General features: G+C 68.8%; 16 protein-coding genes. 1 reads left to right on the forward strand and 15 read right to left on the reverse strand.

The window, feature by feature from the left end; translation table 11 throughout:
- Positions 1 to 900: 900 nt before the first annotated feature.
- Positions 901 to 2,130 carry an MFS transporter gene (locus I003_RS31720; protein WP_051368140.1) on the forward strand — a complete coding sequence of 410 codons (1,230 nt, stop codon included), beginning with the start codon at positions 901 to 903 and terminating at the stop codon, positions 2,128 to 2,130.
- Between the two features lie 33 nt (positions 2,131 to 2,163).
- On the opposite strand, the gene I003_RS0108085 is transcribed toward I003_RS31720, so the two are convergent.
- From I003_RS0108085 to I003_RS0108150, 15 genes are all read right to left on the reverse strand, one after another.
- Positions 2,164 to 2,865: an endonuclease V gene (locus tag I003_RS0108085; RefSeq protein ID WP_027771064.1), complete on the reverse strand. Its 702-nt coding sequence runs from the start codon at positions 2,863 to 2,865 to the stop codon at positions 2,164 to 2,166.
- Positions 2,866 to 2,961: 96 nt separating this feature from the next.
- Complete coding sequence (gene infA, locus I003_RS0108090) at positions 2,962 to 3,186, reverse strand: translation initiation factor IF-1 (protein ID WP_027771065.1); 225 nt, start codon at positions 3,184 to 3,186, stop codon at positions 2,962 to 2,964.
- Positions 3,183 to 3,977: a GNAT family N-acetyltransferase gene (locus I003_RS0108095; RefSeq protein WP_027771066.1), complete on the reverse strand. Its 795-nt coding sequence runs from the start codon at positions 3,975 to 3,977 to the stop codon at positions 3,183 to 3,185. The genes infA and I003_RS0108095 overlap by 4 nt, the downstream gene beginning before the upstream one ends.
- 370 nt (positions 3,978 to 4,347) lie before the next feature.
- Positions 4,348 to 4,974, reverse strand: a complete 627-nt coding sequence (locus tag I003_RS0108100; RefSeq protein WP_027771067.1) for a hypothetical protein — start codon at positions 4,972 to 4,974, stop codon at positions 4,348 to 4,350.
- On the reverse strand, positions 4,971 to 5,627 hold the full coding sequence (locus I003_RS35945; RefSeq protein ID WP_158688945.1) for a hypothetical protein: 657 nt from the start codon (positions 5,625 to 5,627) through the stop codon (positions 4,971 to 4,973). The genes I003_RS0108100 and I003_RS35945 overlap by 4 nt, the downstream gene beginning before the upstream one ends.
- On the reverse strand, positions 5,627 to 6,904 hold the full coding sequence (locus tag I003_RS31725; protein WP_158688946.1) for a putative T7SS-secreted protein: 1,278 nt from the start codon (positions 6,902 to 6,904) through the stop codon (positions 5,627 to 5,629). Before I003_RS31725 ends, I003_RS35945 begins: the two co-directional genes overlap by 1 nt.
- On the reverse strand, positions 6,901 to 7,215 hold the full coding sequence (locus I003_RS0108110) for a hypothetical protein (RefSeq protein ID WP_027771068.1): 315 nt from the start codon (positions 7,213 to 7,215) through the stop codon (positions 6,901 to 6,903). The genes I003_RS31725 and I003_RS0108110 overlap by 4 nt, the downstream gene beginning before the upstream one ends.
- Before the next feature lie 19 nt (positions 7,216 to 7,234).
- Positions 7,235 to 8,323, reverse strand: coding sequence for a hypothetical protein (locus tag I003_RS0108115; RefSeq protein ID WP_027771069.1), 1,089 nt, complete (start codon positions 8,321 to 8,323; stop codon positions 7,235 to 7,237).
- The gene (locus I003_RS0108120; RefSeq protein WP_027771070.1) at positions 8,311 to 8,964 is read right to left on the reverse strand and encodes a hypothetical protein; all 654 of its coding nucleotides are present in this window, start codon (positions 8,962 to 8,964) and stop codon (positions 8,311 to 8,313) included. Before I003_RS0108120 ends, I003_RS0108115 begins: the two co-directional genes overlap by 13 nt.
- A 264-nt stretch (positions 8,965 to 9,228) precedes the next feature.
- A complete protein-coding gene (tuf, locus tag I003_RS0108125; RefSeq protein ID WP_027771071.1) occupies positions 9,229 to 10,422 on the reverse strand; it encodes an elongation factor Tu in 1,194 nt (397 codons plus the stop codon).
- A gap of 198 nt (positions 10,423 to 10,620) precedes the next feature.
- Positions 10,621 to 12,741, reverse strand: a complete 2,121-nt coding sequence (gene fusA, locus I003_RS0108130; protein WP_027771072.1) for an elongation factor G — start codon at positions 12,739 to 12,741, stop codon at positions 10,621 to 10,623.
- 39 nt (positions 12,742 to 12,780) lie between these two features.
- A complete protein-coding gene (rpsG, locus tag I003_RS0108135; protein ID WP_027771073.1) occupies positions 12,781 to 13,251 on the reverse strand; it encodes a 30S ribosomal protein S7 in 471 nt (156 codons plus the stop codon).
- 2 nt (positions 13,252 to 13,253) lie between these two features.
- Positions 13,254 to 13,625, reverse strand: a complete 372-nt coding sequence (gene rpsL, locus I003_RS0108140) for a 30S ribosomal protein S12 (RefSeq protein ID WP_003948652.1) — start codon at positions 13,623 to 13,625, stop codon at positions 13,254 to 13,256.
- Between the two features lie 293 nt (positions 13,626 to 13,918).
- A complete protein-coding gene (locus tag I003_RS0108145; protein ID WP_027771074.1) occupies positions 13,919 to 14,389 on the reverse strand; it encodes a DUF1707 and DUF4190 domain-containing protein in 471 nt (156 codons plus the stop codon).
- Positions 14,390 to 14,730: 341 nt separating this feature from the next.
- Complete coding sequence (locus I003_RS0108150; protein ID WP_027771075.1) at positions 14,731 to 18,639, reverse strand: DNA-directed RNA polymerase subunit beta'; 3,909 nt, start codon at positions 18,637 to 18,639, stop codon at positions 14,731 to 14,733.
- Positions 18,640 to 18,726 lie beyond the last annotated feature (87 nt).

Raw genomic sequence — 18,726 nt, forward strand, 5'->3', positions numbered from 1 at the left:
CCCTTGACGCCGGACGCAGGCCCGACAATCAACAAGCGGGGTGGCCCGGGGGGAGCCCCCACGACACCGCCCCACCCCGACACGGACCCCACCGAGCCGGATGCCCCACGCACCCACGCCCGCCCCGGCACGTACCCCCCGCACCCGCCCCGCGGTCACGACGAACCAGCCGCCGACGCCGGTCACCCGGGCCCACTGTCAGAGCAGGCGCATACCCTTGGGCGGGCGTGAGGGGACGTACGGTTCCGGGCGAACGACGGACTCCCCGGCACCGGCGACTCCGGACCTGGTCAGTCCACGCATCACCGCCCGCCCCGGCAGGTACCCCGCGCACCGGTCCGCTCGGCGAACCACCGCCCGCCCGCCACGTACCACCGCACACCGGTCCACCCGACGAACCACCGCCCACCCGGCGCAGGCGGCGCAGCTTGGCATGCGCGTACACCTTCCAGGCGGCAGGGCGACCGGGTATGCCCGTATCTCCTCGTCCGACTCCAACTCACGACTCCGGCACCGAGCCGGCACCGAGCCGAGACCGTCCCCGCGGTCCACCCGCGACCGTCCCTTGCGAACGCAGCTCCGCACGATGCGCAAGACGTGCAGGTCGGCCTCGCCGGACCGTACGGATTCCACCGCTTCCGGCGGTGTCCCCCGCGGCCCCGTTCGGGCAGGATCGAGTACGTCAGCACCGTTCGCCGGGCCGCTGCGAGGAGACCGTGATCGAGCACCGCGTCCGAGTCCGCCCCAACGGCAAACACCCCGCCGCCAAGCGTCCCGCCGCCATACGCCCCGCCACCGGCCGCCGTCCCACCGGCCGCTGCCCCGTCTCCGCGGCGGGACCCGCCCGGTGCGGCGCCGTCCCCGGTCGCTGCCGGCCTCCGCTCCCATGACGACCCTCCCATGACGACCGACAGGCTCGACGCGCCCACGACCGGCACGGCGAGCCGGACGCGACCGCGTGGCGTCCTGCCGGCCCTGTGCGCCACCCAGATCACGAGCTGGGGCATCGTCTACTACGCCTTCCCCGTCCTGAACCCCGTCATCGCCGCCGACACCGGCTGGTCGCCGACCGCCACCACCGCGGCCTTCTCCGCCGCGCTCCTGGTCTCCGCGCTCGCCGGCATCCCCCTCGGCCGCGTCCTCGACCGCCGCGGGCCGCGGGCGGTGATGACCGCCGGCTCGGCCCTGGGCGTCACCGCCGTCACCGCCCTCGCCTGCGCGCCCAACCCCGCGAGCTTCACCGCCGCCTGGCTGCTCGCCGGCGTGGCCATGGCCGCCACCTTCTATCAGCCCGCCTTCGCCGCCGTCACCCGCTGGTGGGGGGAGGACCGCGTACGCGCGCTGACCATCGTCACCCTCGCCGGCGGCCTCGCCTCCACCGCCTTCGCCCCGCTGACCGCGGCCCTCGCCGAGCACCTCTCCTGGCGGACCACGTACCTCGTCCTCGCCGCCTTCCTGGCCCTGGTCACGATCCCCCTCCACGCCATCGTCCTGCGCGCGCCCTGGCCTCCCACTCCCCCGCCGCCCCCGCACCAGCCCGACGGCAGCCGGTCCCTCGTCCGCACCCGCCCCTTCCTCACCCTCGCCGCCGCCCTGATGCTGAACGCCTTCGCCATGTACGCGGTCGTGATCGCCCTGGTACCGCTCCTGACCGAACGCGGGGCCGGCCACACCGCCGCCGCCTGGGCTCTCGGCCTCGGCGGCGCCGGCCAGACCCTCGGCCGTACGCTGTACGCCACGCTCGCCCGGCACACAGGAGTCACCGCCCGCACCTTCCTCCTCATGGTCACCGGCGGCGCCACCACGGCCGCACTCGCGCTGGTCCCCGGCCCGTACCCCCTGCTCGTGGCGCTCGCCGTCGCGGCCGGCATGGTCCGCGGCAACCTCACCCTCCTCCAGGCCACCGCGGTCACCGACCGCTGGGGCACCACCCACTACGGGCGTCTCACCGCCCTCCTCACCGCACCCGCCATCACCGCGTCCGCACTCGCCCCCTTCGCCGGCGCCGCGCTCGCCGGCCCTCTGGGCGGCTACCCCCCGCTCTTCCTCCTCCTGGCCGGCTGCTCGGCGTCCGCCTCCCTCCTGGCCCTCGCCGCCCACGACCGAAGCCGTGACGGCGGGGCGGGCTGACGACGGGGCCGGGACGACGCCGGGACGGCGTTCTCAGCCGGTTTCGGCGGGAGGCACCGCATCCAGCAGCGCGCCACGGCACAGCCTGTCCGCGACCCTCGTCGTCTCGGGCAGCCGGAACCGGGAAGCCAGCCTGAGCGTGAACGAGCACGCATCGGCGGCGCCGATCAGGTGGCCGGGCGATACGTACACCGGCTTCACCCCGGTCTGCGTACGAAGCACCCGGCCCACCTCCTCTCTTCCGTCCAGAAGAGGCGCCGACGAACCGCGCTCGGCTCCGGGGGCGTCCCACGCGAAATACAGCGGATTCTTCGCCACCCCGAAAGACGGAACCCCCGTCAGCACACCCAGGTGACTCGCCAGACCGGCGCGACGGGGATGAGCGATCCCGTAGCCGTCACAGACGAACACATCCGGCCGGCGGTCCAGCCTGCGCAGGGCAGCCACGACGGCCGGAATCTCCCGGAAGGCCAACAGGCCGGAGACGTACGGGAACTCCACCCGCGACACCGCAGTGGCCGACTCGACGACCTCCAGACTCGACACGTCCAGCACCGCGACGGCCGCCGCGCACACCCCCGCCTCGTCGTCGTACGCCACGTCGACTCCGGCCGCCGTCCGCCACAGTGCCACGTCGTGCACCGTCTCCACCCGGACGAGCCCTCGCAACCGCTGCTGCTCCGCCACCGCGTCCTCGACGGTCCGCGGCCGGCGGAGCTCCCCGGCCAGTTCCACCCCGTGCCCCTTCCGTGCCTCTCCCCCGCACCGTAGCCGGGCCCCGGCCGCGGCAGCGCCGCGACCGGGGCCCTGACCCCGCCGGCCGCGGTACCGCTAGTTGCGGTACCGGAACACGATCCGGCCCCGCGACAGGTCGTACGGCGGCAGCTCCACCAGCACCCGGTCCTCCAGATAGATCCTGATGTAGTGCTTGCGCATCTTCCCGCTGATGTGCGCGAGCACCCGGTGGCCGTTCTCCAGCTCCACGGTGAACATGGCGCTGCGCAGGCACTCGACGACCCGGCCCTCGACCTCGATGACGTTCTTGTCCTTCGTCATCGGACCAGCTCCAGGTTGCTGCTCACGGGCCGGGCGCCGATGCTCTCGAACAGCGCCGTGGCCGCCCGGTTGGACTCGTGCACCTCGGTCCACGCCGCGGTCGTCCCGTCGCGGTGCAGCGTCCCGAGCGCGTGCGCGAGCAGCGCCCGCGCGATGCCGCGGCGCTGCTCGCCGGCACGGACGGCGACGAGCCCGATGCGGGACCGGTTCACACGCACCACACGGATCAGGCCGAGATAGCGGTCCGGCGCCGCCGCCACCGCGTACGTCGAGGGGTCGGCGACGGCGTCGCCCGCGGGACGGATGATCACCTCCGCGGGCATCGACTGCCACCACCCGGCGGTGGCCTCGACTTCGTCCCGGATCGTACGGTCCACCGCCCGCAGCAGGCCCTCGTCCGCCTGGCCGGCAGGGAGGACCGAGACGCCGGCGGGCAGCCGTACGCCGTCGAGCCCCGTGTCCCGCGGGTCGGTCGGCATGACGTACTCCCACTCACGGCGCCCGACCGCGAACCCGGCCCGCCGCCAGGCGTCCGTCAGCCCGGTGTCGGCCTCGTCGACCACCGTGTACAGGGGCGCGGGCAGTTCCGGCAGCATCGCGGCGGCGATGCGGTCGAAGGTGTCCGCGTGCCAGGCGTCGATACCGACGAACAAACGGCCGTCAGCCCGGTACTCCGCGTACCCGCTGCCGACGACCAGGTCGTCATCCAGTGCCTGCCATTGCCTGTCCGCGACGCGCATGATCGTCACCGCATCGTCGCCCAGGCCGGAAAGGAAAGGCTTCGCATCCATCGGCGTCTCCCTCCAGGAGTGCCTCGATCTCAGGCGCTCCTGGCGACACCGAACGTCAGCCGCCGGACCGTGACGGATCGAGGGAGCACCCACGGATAACTGCGTTCACGGGTCTCACCTCCAGAAGCCGACTTCACGGTCCACCCCGACCGTAGCGAGGCAACACCACGCGGCTCAAACCGTTTTCCGCACCGACCACAGGAACCGGGGTACGGCTCGGAGGAACACCTGCGGGCGCGCCGCCGCCCTCACCGTCTCACCGCGGCTGCGCCACGCGCAGCACGCAGGCCCGGGAGCCGGTGACCAGTCACCCCTCCGTGGCGTACCGCCATCGGCGACCCATCAAAGTAGGCGATGACGTCCCCGTCGTTCATCCTGGCCGACTGTCCATCTCATCGAATTCCAGACTCTGCAGAACATCCACCGCGTGTCGTGCGTATAATTCCCAATGCGTTTGCGACGGGGTCAGCACCGTGACAACTGTCACCGCTTCTTGCCCGCCGGCCACTTCTCGCGGTACAGGGATGAACGCCTGCAACTGCTGCAGAACGATGGATACATCCTCTCCCTGAGGTAGATCGCTCCCCGGGATAACGTACGCAAACTCGCTGGTGAACACAGCGGCCTTCCCGCACGGCAGCTCGAAAGGCTTTCCCATCACCTGTGAACCACGCCCACGTTGCCCGAAGGCGGACACCATTCCAGCCACTGCAATTCCGATGGCGCCATGGCTCGCAGGCCGAGCGGCCACAGTGAGCGAGCCCAAGCTGAGCTGCCCCTCGTGTTCGTGCAGATAAAACCCCGCATACACGGCTCCAGCGAATCGGAGCCCCTGCGACAGGTTGTGCAGGTTGGCCGCCGCTTGTGCCACCGCCTTCTCATCCGGCGCATCTTCCCGACCCTCTACGTGGGCATGGCAAAGCACCATTTCCCGGGCCTCTTGCCGCGTCATCCCCACCGGAAGTGCCAGGTACCCCGCCGGCACGTTGAAGTTCACGAGCCGTCCTCGTGTCGGTCCGGCTGCCCGGGCTGAGGCGACGGAGCGGGCGGCGGCGGTCCGGGAGGAGGGACACCCGAAGCCTGAGCTTGCTGCTGCTCGTAACGCGCCACCAGGTCGGCATCACGCCGCTTCATCCCGCTGAGCCACCGCGGTGCGACGCTCGCGGCCGCTACCAGCAGTGCCGACAGGAGGAGGGCGGCGCCCACGGCGATGATGGAGTCATCGCGCAGGTTCCAAGCCGCGGTGAGCAAGGCAACCGCGCCTGCCGCACAGAAGACCACGAGTGGGGTCGCGGTTCTGTCACCACGTACAGCCATGTTGCGTCGCGCATCGGCAGCCTCGCCAGGACTCACCCACGTCCCACCGGCATGTACGGGCACCGGCGACCACCCTCGCTGCGTCGGTTGCCCTGGCAGAGGGAACGGCGTCTGGGCAGCGTGCGCCGCACGTTGCCGACCCTGCGGCGAGTTGTCGAGGCGAAAGACCATCGTGTACTCGCCCTTGTGGGTATTCGCCGCACTGACCAATTCATAGCCGAAGTGATGAGCGAGGACCAGTGCACGTCCCGTGTTCGCCATGCCCATTCCCCGAAACCTGAGTGTGGTCGGGGAACGCCCGTCGAAGTGAGATCTGATCTCGGCTTCTTTCATCAGCCGCTCCTCGCCTGCTGGTTACGCGCAGCTCTGTCCTTCTCACTTCCCGCATTCCATGCGTTCTCGAAGGCGACCAGCATTGCCCCGGCACCTGCGGGGAGCCCGAGCTCGGCCGCCTGGCGTTTGTCCTGGGGAACGAAGTATCCCAAGGCTGCCGGGTCGCCGATAATCGTTGCCCAGGAGTCCACCAGCCCGAAGTTCCCCCCGTGATCCACGGTGCTCCTGAACACGCCGACCAGATCTGCTCCCACTCGCGTTGCAGCTCCGAACGGCAGTGATCCGAGCATGTCCTGCATCAGTGAGCGGTTGGCCACGACGTCTTCACCGCCCACCAGCCGCGCCGTGCCGTGCGTCAAGAGCGCCGCGAAAGCTGTGCCAGCCGCCACCGTTTCGAATGCTGCAGCAACAACTGCCAGCGGCGGGCAGAACGGACTGACGGCAAGCAGGCCCAGTCCGACGAGACCGGTGATAGCGCTGAGTGCTGAGAGAACGTCACCGATCGCCGCGATTGCGTAAGCGTGGTCCTCCACCCACTGAGCGACATCATCAGCGAGCTTCGCGATGCCCTCTGTCACCGTCTCCAGGTACTCGCCGAAGGAGCCGGAGAGATCACTGATCGTATCGGCGATCTTGTCGAACAGTCCGGGCTCGTCAGGGGCGATCTCCATCGCGCCGCGCAAGCGGTTCGCGACCGTCTGGCCCTCGGCCCGGTAGTCGTCCGCCAGGGAACGGGCACGGCGCCGCACGTCCTCCAGGCGCGCCGAGGCGTCGTCGACCGCGCCCTGCGCCTCTCGGCGCTGCTCCTCCTCGCGGGCCCGATCGGACTCGCCCCGTGCCGTGCTGGCCTGGCGGTACCGGTCCGGGGAGCCCTCGGCCGGAGGCTTGGCGTCGTCATCGGTGGCCACGTCCAGCCTGCGCAGCGCCTTGCTCAGTTCGCGCTCGGCTTCCTCGGCCTCCCGCTCCAGCCGGCGCGCCGTCGCCTGCTCGACGCGCATGTACGCGGCCCAGCCCTCCAGGGCGGTGGCGGCTATGCCGAAGGACTCGCGGGCCTCGTCCATCTTGGGCCGGAAGTCGTCCTCGAACTTCTCCCGGAACGCCTCCGCCGCCTTGCCCTTCCAGTCGCCGGGCCCGGTGCCGTGCAGGACATGGCAGATCTCGGACTGCGCCCGTGCGGTCCGCCGCACCACCTTGGCGACGTCTTCCGCACCCCGTACGTCCCCAGGACAGGGCATGAACCCGAGCGAGGAGAAGTCGGCAGGCTGTAACACGCTCATGTGCGTTGCCCGCCGGCCCGAGGGCTCGATCGTGGGAGCGCGTCGGCTAGCTCGCCGTCCACCCGCTGAAACTCCTGCTTGATCTTCAGCAGGGCTTCCGACGCGGCATCGGAGAACTTCTCGATCTGCCCGATGCCGTACGACCACTCGTCCCCGAACTCATCCATCCGACTGGCCAGTGCATCCACTCCCATCGACCAGCCGTCGACCTCTTCCATCTCCCGTCCCGGCCGCTTCATCAACTCCGCTATGCGGTCGATGTTGCGCCGGACCCGGTCGAGGGTCTCCATGTCCACGTACAGATCGCTCACATGCCCCTCCTTGCGCGCGTCAGCGGACGATGGACTGGATCTCGTCGACTTCCAGTTCGGTGGTCGTGCCGAAGGACCCGTCGGGCAGGTCGCCGCCGGTGCCGCCGGAGCCTTCCCACGCGATGGACCAGGTGATCGTCGCCCGGAAGGGGTAGGTCTCGCCGTCCGGCGTGGCGCGCAGGTAGGTCAGCCCGCAGGGCGGGGTCTCCTCCGCGGATCCCGCGGTGTAGCGGGTGCCGATGGAGCCGTCGTCGTTGATGGGGCAGGTGCCCGAGGAGGGGTGCAGCTCGGCGTCGCCGGTGCCGGGATCGAGGGTGAGCGAGACCGGGGTGGCGGTGGTCGTGGCCCACAGGCCCAGCACCGGCACCTCGGCGGTGACCGAGACGGGTTCGAAGGTGGCGGCGTCCAGCCAGGCCCAGGTGGGAAGATTCACCTTCTGCGCGTTCTCCGCGTCGGGCTTGAGGCTGATCTCGGTATCCGGCACCCGGATACGGTCGTACGCGAGCCCCGCGAGGATGTCCGGCGTGACCGCGTTTTCGTACTCGGCCGGCGGCGGATCGCCCTTGTCCACCCAGAACGGCCCGTCATCGCACTCCAGCGCGCCCGGAACCCCGGCGCCGCCTTCCGGCACGTAGCCGTCCCACCAGAAGCCGTCACCGGACTTCGACATGTTGAAGTCCTCGTACGTTCCGGGCTCGTCGCCGCCCTGGGCGTACTTGGCACGCTGCTGAGCGTCCCACTGGTAGCCGGTGGACTCCAGCGACCAGGTGTGCTCCATCTTCTGTTTCAACTGCTTGGGCGTGTACAGCGGCGCGTACCAGCAGGGCGGCGGCGACCAGTCCCCCACCGGATCCAGCGCCCCGGTACCGCCCCCGTTCCCGCCGCCCCCGGACCCGTTCTTCGACTCGTCGATCACCACCCCGCCGACCTCGGCGTGCAGGTTCTGCCCGTCGGCGCCACCGTCGATCTGCCCGTCATCGTCGCCGCTGCCGCCACCGAAGTCGGCGCCACCGGGCAACTCATCCGCTGACGCGGAGACCGGCGCAAAGAGGACGCCCAGCATGCATAACGCAGTCAGAACTGTTCTTTTGCTCCTCACGGCTGACATTGCGCAGCACCCCTCTCCGATACCACCTGCTCCGTAACCCAGACTCCGTCGTCGTTCTTGCGCAGCTTGGTGTTGTAGACGAGGTAGCTGTCCTTGGTGACCGGCGTTACGTTCACTTTCCCCGACTTCAGGGACTTGTTATACGCCTTTCCCTGGTCTTCGCAGTAGATGAGGGTGGCGGTCCCGTCGTCGTTGACGTCCACCTGCTCGTCGTAGAAGCGGTACGTCCCGGTCGTCCGAGACTTCTGATCCACAAACTGCTGGACGAATCGTTCGGCCTCGGCGGCAGCCTCACCTTCGGAGTAGAACAGCAGCGCCTCATGGGTCGGATCCTGGTCGGCAATCGCCACATCGATCGACTTGATCAGCTGTTCCCCGTCCCGCAGCACGGCGTCCTTGTCCGGATCACCGGTCTCCGCCCACTCGAACTCGTACTTGACGTCCTTCGGCAGCTTGATCTCCGGTCTGCCCTCCGCCTCCTCCTCCGCGCTCGGCGACGGCGAGTCCGTCGCCTTCCCCGCGCCCTGGATCTTGTCGTCCTGCGAGGTGTCGCCGTCCTCGTCGCCGCCGCAGGCGGTCAGCAGGAGGCTCAGGGCGGCAGCAGCCGCCAGCGCGGCGGTGGAAAGGGCGCGGGGGGACACGATCAACTCCCGGTTACGGTGACGGCACGTCAGGCAACCGACGCTATCGGAGCCACCGCGGCGTTCACCACCCCCGCTTTCGGGGCTGTGGATAACGTGAACGTCACGGGGTATTCCCCTGCCCTCCCCACCAGGCAAATGGAATTCCACCCCCGCATCCCGCCGGAACACCGCTTGCCGGAACAGGCAATACACCCCCGCCCACGCCAAAGGCCCCGACCCGCCTTGCGGCGGGCCGGGGCCCCGGGATGTCGTACCGTCAGGTCACTTGAGGATCTTCGTGACCTGGCCGGCGCCCACCGTCCGGCCACCCTCGCGGATGGCGAACTTCAGGCCCTCCTCCATGGCGATGGGCTGGATCAGCTCCACCTTCATGTCGGTGTTGTCGCCCGGCATGACCATCTCCGTGCCCTCGGGGAGGTGCACGACGCCGGTCACGTCGGTGGTGCGGAAGTAGAACTGCGGGCGGTAGTTGTTGAAGAACGGGGTGTGCCGACCACCCTCGTCCTTCGACAGGATGTACGCCGTCGCCTCGAACTCGGTGTGCGGGGTGACGGTGCCCGGCTTGATGATGACCTGGCCGCGCTCGACGTCCTCGCGCTTGATGCCGCGGAGGAGGAGACCGACGTTCTCACCGGCCTGGCCCTCGTCCAGCAGCTTGCGGAACATCTCGATGCCCGTGACCGTGGTCTTGGTCTTCTCTTCCTTGATGCCGATGATCTCGACTTCCTCGTTCACCTTGAGGATGCCGCGCTCGATGCGGCCGGTGACGACGGTGCCACGACCGGTGATCGTGAAAACGTCCTCGATCGGCATCAGGAACGGCTTGTCGATCTCGCGGACCGGCTCCGGGATGGACTCGTCGACGGCCTTCATCAGGTCGAGGACGGTCTTGCCCCACTCGGCGTCGCCCTCCAGCGCCTTCAGCGCGGAGACCTTGACGACCGGGACGTCGTCGCCCGGGAACTCGTACTCGGAGAGAAGCTCACGGACCTCGAGCTCGACGAGCTCCATGATCTCCTCGTCGTCCACCATGTCGGCCTTGTTCAGGGCGACGACGATGTACGGCACGCCGACCTGGCGGGCGAGCAGCACGTGCTCCTTGGTCTGCGGCATCGGGCCGTCGGTGGCGGCGACCACGAGGATCGCGCCGTCCATCTGGGCGGCACCGGTGATCATGTTCTTGATGTAGTCCGCGTGACCGGGGCAGTCGACGTGCGCGTAGTGCCGCGACTCGGTCTGGTACTCGACGTGCGCGATGGAGATCGTGATACCGCGCTGCTTCTCTTCCGGAGCCTTGTCGATCTGGTCGAAGGCCGAAGCCTCGTTCAGGTCCGGGTAAGCGTCGTGCAGCACCTTGGTGATCGCCGCGGTAAGAGTGGTCTTGCCGTGGTCGATGTGACCGATGGTGCCGATGTTGACGTGCGGCTTAGTCCGCTCGAACTTCGCCTTCGCCACTGGGGTCCTCCTGTGGACTGGTGCTGTACGCCCCCCGCCTTCTACGGAGGGGTTCAGGTGGTCGTTCCGAACCGGTCAGGACCCCTAGGGGGATGCCCTTGACCTGTCCGACTGTGTTCGGCGGCGGGGGCACCCGCCGCAGTTCCCGGGGGATCTGCGGCGGTATACCCCGTATGCCGTTTGCTACAGCCTACGGCTTCACTCGCCCTTGGCCTTCGCGATGATCTCCTCGGCGACGTTCTTGGGAACCTCGGCGTAGGAGTCGAACTGCATGGAGTAGCTCGCCCGGCCGGACGTCTTGCTGCGCAGGTCGCCGACGTAGCCGAACATCTCCGACAGCGGGACCAGACCGGTGACCAGCTTGGCACCGCTCCGGTCCTCCATGGACTGGATCTGTCCACGGCGCGAGTTGATGTCGCCGATCACGTCGCCCATGTAGTCCTCGGGCGTCGTGACCTCGACCTTCATCATCGGCTCCAGCAGGACCGGAGCGGCCTTGCGGGCGGCCTCCTTGAAGGCCATCGAGCCGGCGATCTTGAAGGCCATCTCGGACGAGTCCACCTCGTGGTAGGCACCGTCCAGCAGGCGTACGCGCACACCCGTCAGCGGGTATCCGGCGAGGATGCCGAATTCCATGGCCTCCTGGCTGCCCGCGTCCACCGAGGGGATGTACTCCTTGGGGATGCGGCCGCCGGTGACCTCGTTGACGAACTCGTAGCCGTCGCCCTCCAGCGGTTCGAGCGCGATGATGACGCGCGCGAACTGGCCGGAGCCGCCGGTCTGCTTCTTGTGCGTGTACTCGTGCTTCGCCACCGGCCGGCGAACCGTCTCGCGGTAGGCCACCTGCGGCTTACCGACGTTCGCCTCGACCTTGAACTCGCGCTTCATGCGGTCGACCAGCACGTCCAAGTGCAGCTCGCCCATGCCCGAGATGATGGTCTGGCCGGTCTCCTCGTCCGTCTTGACCCGGAAGGACGGGTCTTCCTCGGCGAGGCGCTGGATCGCGACACCCAGCTTCTCCTGGTCGCCCTTGGACTTCGGCTCGATGGCGACCTCGATCACCGGGGCCGGGAAGTCCATGGACTCCAGGATCACCGGCTTCGCCGGGTCGCTCAGGGTCTCGCCCGTGGTGGTCTGCTTCAGACCCATGACGGCGACGATGTCGCCGGCACCCACCGACTCGATTTCCTCGCGCTTGTTGGCGTGCATCCGGTAGATCTTGCCGATGCGCTCCTTGCGGCCCTTGACCGAGTTCTGCACCTGCGAGCCGGCGTTGAGCCGGCCCGAGTAGACCCGGATGAACGTCAGCTTGCCCAGGTGCGGGTCGCTGGCGATCTTGAAGGCGAGCGCGGAGAGCGGCTCCTCCTCCGACGGACGGCGGACGATGACCTCGTCGGGGTCGCCGACGGCGTGCCCCTCGATGCCCTCGACGTCCAGCGGGGACGGCAGGTACCGCACGATCGCGTCCAGCAGGGGCTGCACGCCCTTGTTCTTGAACGCGGTCCCGCAGAACACCGGGGTGACGGTGGTGCCGTCGCCCTTGCCGGAGTTGATGGTGATACGGCGCACGGCCGCGTGGAGCTGCTCCTCGGTGGGCTCCTCGCCCTCCAGGTACAGCTCCATCATCTCCTCGTCGTTCTCGGCGACGGCTTCGAGCAGCGTGCCCCGCCACTCGTCCGCCGCTTCGAGGTGGGTCTCCGGGATGTCGACGACGTCGTACGCCTCGCCGAGCTTGGCCTCGGGCGACCAGACGAACGCCTTCATCCGGACCAGGTCGACGACGCCCTTGAAGTCGGCCTCGGTGCCGATCGGGAGCTGCATGACCAGCGGGGTCGCGCCCAGCCGGTCGGTGATCATGTCGACGCAGCGGTGGAACTCGGCGCCCGTACGGTCCAGCTTGTTGACGAAGCAGATGCGCGGGACGCCGTAGCGGTCGGCCTGGCGCCACACGGTCTCGGACTGCGGCTCGACACCGGCCACGCCGTCGAACACCGTCACCGCACCGTCGAGCACGCGCAGCGAGCGCTCCACCTCGACGGTGAAGTCGACGTGGCCCGGGGTGTCGATGATGTTGATGGTGTGGTCGACCTCATCGAGCGGCCAGTGACAGGTCGTCGCGGCGGACGTGATCGTGATGCCGCGCTCCTGCTCCTGCGCCATCCAGTCCATCGTGGCTGCGCCGTCGTGGACCTCACCGATCTTGTACGAGACACCGGTGTAGTACAGGATCCGCTCGGTGGTGGTCGTCTTGCCCGCGTCGATGTGGGCCATGATCCCGATGTTGCGGACCTTGGCCAGGTCAAGTGAAGTGGTGGCCATGTTGGCTCAGTCTTCTCTCTCGTAATACGGGGTTCTCGACTACCAGCGGTAGTGCGCGAAGGCCTTGTTGGCGTCGGCCATCTTGTGGGTGTCCTCGCGGCGCTTGACGGAGGCACCGAGACCGTTGCTGGCGTCCAGCAGCTCGTTCATCAGCCGCTCGGTCATCGTCTTCTCACGGCGGGCGCGGGAGTAGCCCACGATCCAGCGCAGCGCGAGCGTGGCGGACCGGCCGGGCTTGACCTCGACCGGCACCTGGTACGTCGCACCGCCGACGCGGCGGGACTTGACCTCGATGGCCGGCTTGACGTTCTCCAGGGCGCGCTTCAGCGTGATCACCGGGTCGTTGCCGGTCTTGTCGCGCAGGCCCTCCATGGCGCCGTACACGATGCGCTCGGCGGTGGACCGCTTGCCGTGCAGCAGGACCTTGTTGATCAGGGAGGTCACCAGAGGAGAGTTGTAGACCGGGTCGATGTGCACCGGTCGCTTCGGGGCGGGGCCCTTACGAGGCATGCTTACTTCTCCTTCTTGGCGCCGTAGCGGCTGCGGGCCTGCTTGCGGTTCTTGACACCCTGGGTGTCGAGCGAACCGCGGATGATCTTGTAGCGAACGCCCGGCAGGTCCTTCACACGGCCACCGCGCACGAGCACGATCGAGTGCTCCTGCAGGTTGTGCCCTTCACCCGGGATGTAAGCGGTGACCTCGATCCCGCTGGTCAGACGCACACGCGCGACCTTACGCAGGGCCGAGTTCGGCTTCTTCGGGGTGGTGGTGAACACACGCGTGCACACGCCGCGGCGCTGGGGCGAACCCTCGAGCGCGGGCGTCTTGTTCTTCTCGACCTTGTCCTGCCGGCCCTTGCGGACCAGCTGCTGGATCGTAGGCACCGTTTCTCCGGTTTCTGTGTGCCGATCTCGATACTTCTAACCTGGGGTTTTGTCCGTGAAGACCGGCCGGCCCCCGACCCACGCGGTCGGGTGTGTCGCAAGCCCCGTACGTCCCCGCCAGTCTCACGGGGAAGTGCAGCTCTTCGGTGTCACAGCCTCGGCGCCTTCGCGGGAGCGCCCCCGCGCACGCGAAGACCCGGGGACACCCCAGGCACAAGGTCAGAGCGTACCTACAGCCACCCTCTCCGGTCAAAACAAAAAGACATAAGGGACGGCGGATCCGGGTAGAGTTATCAGCCGCTGCCGGCCACGGCCACCACGATGAGGGCGATGAAGGCCACGAAGCTGAGCGCCAGATAGCCGATGACCAGGCCCGCAAGCGCCATTCCGTCGCCCTGCTCACCGGTTCTGCGGATCTCGGCGCGCGCCTTGTGCCCCAGGATGATCGCCGGGATGAACGTCACACCGACCATCGGCACCAGCGCCCCGCACACCAGGGCGCCGATCGCCGAACTGTTCGTGCTCGTCGGGGGCGGCAGCACCGGCACGGGCTGGAACGTCCGCGGCACCACGGCCGGCATCGTCGGGATGCCGACGGGCCCCTGCGGCAGGTCGGAGATGAGCAGGTGCAGCTCGCCGTAGGTCTGCGCCTCGTACGCCTTCGCCATGCGCTGCTCGTACTCCGGCTGGGTGAGCCTGCCCTCGGCGAACCCGGCCTTGATCACGTCGACGGTCCGCTCCCGGTCGGCGTGCGAGGCACGCATGGACGGAGGCCGGCTTTGGTCCCACGGCTGCATGGACACTCACGAACCTCCCCACCCGCGGCATCCGCGTACCGCGTGCCTTCTATTGTGCTCGACGCACGGGGCGCCGACGGAGTTCCGCTGCGGCGCCGGGAAGTTCGCGTCGCCGCCGTGCGCCCCCTGTACACCACGTTGTCCGGTTCGCACGCCGTTCCATGGTAGCCCCGCACGGTACGTTCCACCGCCCCCGGGGGGCGGGCCGTCCTCGGGGCCGTACGGACACCGGAGAGGCCCCTGAAGCGCCGCAGGGCGGCTCTCCGTGGGGAGAGCCGCCCTGCGGGCCGTGCGGTGACGTGGCCGCGTTACTGGTTGTACGGGCCGTAGTCGTAGTCCTCCAGCGGGACCGCCTGGCCGGAGCCGGTGCCGAAGGGCGAGTAGTCGATGTCGTCGTAGCCGACGGTCGAGTACATCGCGGCCTTGGCCTCCTCGGTGGGCTCCACCCGGATGTTGCGGTAGCGGGACAGGCCCGTACCGGCCGGGATCAGCTTGCCGATGATCACGTTCTCCTTGAGGCCGATCAGGGAGTCCGACTTGGCGTTGATCGCCGCGTCGGTCAGCACCCTGGTGGTCTCCTGGAACGACGCCGCCGACAGCCACGACTCGGTGGCCAGCGACGCCTTCGTGATGCCCATGAGCTGCGGCCGGCCGGAGGCCGGCTGGCCGCCCTCGGCGACCACGCGCCGGTTCTCCTGCTCGAACTTCGAGCGCTCGACCAGCTCGCCCGGCAGCAGCTCCGCGTCCCCGGACTCGATGATCGTCACCCGGCGCAGCATCTGCCGGATGATGATCTCGATGTGCTTGTCGTGGATGGACACGCCCTGGCTGTTGTAGACCTTCTGCACCTCGCCGACCAGGTGGACCTGCACGGCCCGCTGGCCGAGGATGCGCAGCACGTCGTGCGGGTTCTCCGTGCCGACGGTCAGCTTCTGGCCGACCTCGACGTGGTCACCCTCGCCGGCGGTGAGACGGGCGCGCTTGGACACGCCGTACGCGACCTCGTCGGAACCGTCGTCGGGGGTGACGACGACCTTCTTGGTCTTCTCCGTCTCCTCGATCCGCACCCGGCCCGCGGCCTCCGAGATCGGCGCCACGCCCTTGGGCGTACGGGCCTCGAAGAGCTCGACGACACGCGGCAGACCCTGGGTGATGTCCTCACCCGCCACACCACCGGTGTGGAAGGTGCGCATCGTGAGCTGGGTGCCGGGCTCGCCGATGGACTGGGCGGCGATGATGCCCACGGCCTCGCCGATGTCCACCAGCTTGCCGGTGGCCAGCGAACGGCCGTAGCACATGGCGCAGGTGCCGACGGCGGACTCGCAGGTGAGCACCGAGCGGGTCTTGACCGTCGCCACGCCGTGGCGGATCAGCTCGTCGATGAGCACGTCGCCCAGGTCGGTGCCGGCCGGGGCCAGCACCTTGCCGTCGACGACGATGTCCTCGGCGAGGCAGCGCGCGTACACCGAGGTCTCGACGTCCTCCTCCTTGCGGAGAACGCCGTCGGCGCCGGTCGACGCGATCGCCAGCTTCAGGCCGCGGTCGGTGCCGCAGTCCTCCTCGCGGATGATCACGTCCTGCGAGACGTCCACCAGACGCCGGGTCAGGTAACCCGAGTCGGCGGTGCGCAGCGCGGTGTCGGCGAGACCCTTGCGGGCGCCGTGCGTGGAGATGAAGTACTCCAGCACGGACAGGCCCTCACGGAACGAGGACTTGATCGGCCGCGGGATGGTCTCGTTCTTGGCGTTGGACACCAGGCCGCGCATACCCGCGATCTGGCGCATCTGCATCATGTTTCCGCGCGCACCCGAGTCGACCATCATGAAGATCGGGTTGGTCTTCGGGAAGTTCTCGTTCATGGCCTCGGCGACCTCGTTGGTCGCCTTGGTCCAGATCGCGATGAGTTCCTGGGTGCGCTCGTCCTTGGTGATCAGGCCGCGCTCGTACTGCTTCTGGACCTTCTCGTCCTGGGCCTCGTACCCGGCGATGATCTCCTTCTTCGCCTCCGGCACGACCACGTCCGAGATGGCGATGGTGACGCCGGAGTGGGTGGCCCAGTAGAAGCCCGAGGACTTCAGGTTGTCCAGGGTCTGCGCGACGAGCACCTTCGGGTAGCGCTCGGCGAGGTCGTTGACGATCTCGGAGAGCTGCTTCTTGCCGACGGTGTAGTGGATGAACGGGTAGTCCTCGGGCAGCAGCTCGTTGAAGAGCGCGCGGCCCAGGGTCGTCCGCAGCCGGAACGGGTCGCCCGGCTGCCAGTCCGAGTCGGCCGCGGTCTCGCCCTCGGCCACCGGCGGCGTCCAGCCACGCGGCGGCACGGAGCCGACCGGGAAGCGGATGTCGACGTTCGCCTGGAGCGACAGCTCGCCGGCGTCGAAGGCCATGATCGCCTCGGCGACCGAGGCGAACGAGCGGCCCTCGCCCTTCTTCTCTCCCTCGATCTCATCGGTGGTGAGGAAGAACAGCCCGAGCACCATGTCCTGGGTGGGCATGGTCACCGGCCGGCCGTCGGCCGGCTTGAGGATGTTGTTCGAGGACAGCATGAGGATGCGGGCCTCGGCCTGCGCCTCCGCGGACAGCGGGAGGTGCACGGCCATCTGGTCGCCGTCGAAGTCCGCGTTGAACGCGGTGCAGACGAGCGGGTGGATCTGGATGGCCTTGCCCTCGACGAGCTGCGGCTCGAACGCCTGGATGCCGAGGCGGTGCAGCGTCGGCGCCCGGTTCAGCAGCACCGGGTGCTCGGCGATGACCTCTTCCAGCACGTCGTACACGACCGTACGGCCGCGCTCGACCATGCGCTTGGCGCTCTTGATGTTCTGCGCGTGGTTCAGGTCCACCAGGCGCTTCATCACGAACGGCTTGAAGAGCTCCAGCGCCATGGCCTTGGGCAGGCCGCACTGGTGCAGCTTGAGCTGCGGGCCGACGACGATGACGGAACGGGCCGAGTAGTCGACGCGCTTGCCGAGCAGGTTCTGCCGGAAGCGGCCCTGCTTGCCCTTGAGCATGTCGGACAGCGACTTCAGCGGGCGGTTGCCCGGACCGGTCACCGGCCGGCCGCGGCGGCCGTTGTCGAACAGCGCGTCGACGGCCTCCTGCAGCATGCGCTTCTCGTTGTTGACGATGATCTCGGGCGCGCCGAGGTCGAGCAGCCGCTTCAGCCGGTTGTTGCGGTTGATGACGCGGCGGTACAGGTCGTTCAGGTCGGAGGTCGCGAAGCGGCCACCGTCGAGCTGCACCATCGGACGCAGGTCCGGCGGGATCACCGGGACGCAGTCCAGCACCATGCCGTTGGGGCTGTTGCGGGTGTGCTGGAACGCGGAGACGACCTTCAGCCGCTTCAGGGCGCGGGTCTTCTTCTGGCCCTTGCCGGTGCGGATGATCTCGCGGAGCCGCTCGGCCTCCTCGTCCAGGTCGAAGGACTCCAGGCGCTTCTGCAGCGCCGCGGCGCCCATGCCGCCCTGGAAGTACGTGCCGAAGCGGTCACGCAGCTCGCGATAGAGCAGCTCGTCGCCCTCCAGGTCCTGGACCTTGAGGTTCTTGAAGCGGTTCCACACCTCGTCCAGGCGGTCCAGCTCGCGCTGGGCCCGGTCGCGGAGCTGCTTCATCTCGCGCTCGCCGCCCTCGCGCACCTTGCGGCGCACGTCGGCCTTGGCGCCCTCGGCCTCCAGCTCGGCCAGGTCGGCCTCCTGCTTCTTGGCCCGGGCCTCCAGGTCGCCGTCGCGGCGCTGCTCGATCTGCTGGCGCTCGACGGAGATCTGGGCCTCCAGCGACGACAGGTCGCGCTGGCGGCGCTCGTCGTCCACCCACGTGATCATGTAGGCGGCGAAGTAGATGACCTTCTCCAGGTCCTTCGGAGCCAGGTCGAGCAGGTAGCCGAGGCGTGACGGGACGCCCTTGAAGTACCAGATGTGCGTGACGGGCGCGGCCAGCTCAATGTGGCCCATCCGCTCACGGCGCACCTTGGCGCGGGTCACCTCGACGCCGCAGCGCTCACAGATGATGCCCTTGAAGCGGACGCGCTTGTACTTGCCGCAGTAGCACTCCCAGTCCCGGGTCGGGCCGAAGATCTTCTCGCAGAAGAGGCCGTCCTTCTCGGGCTTGAGGGTGCGGTAGTTGATGGTCTCGGGCTTCTTGACCTCGCCGTGCGACCAGGTCCGGATGTCGTCCGCGGTCGCAAGGCCGATCCGCAGCTCGTCGAAGAAGTTGACGTCGAGCACTCTCGTCAATCCCTCTCAGGGTCGTGTGTCAATGGTCTGATCGCGGGTCGCGGTGGGGGTGCCACCCCGGGCCCGCCAGGGCCGAGG

The organism is Streptomyces sp. CNQ329, assembly GCF_000482585.1.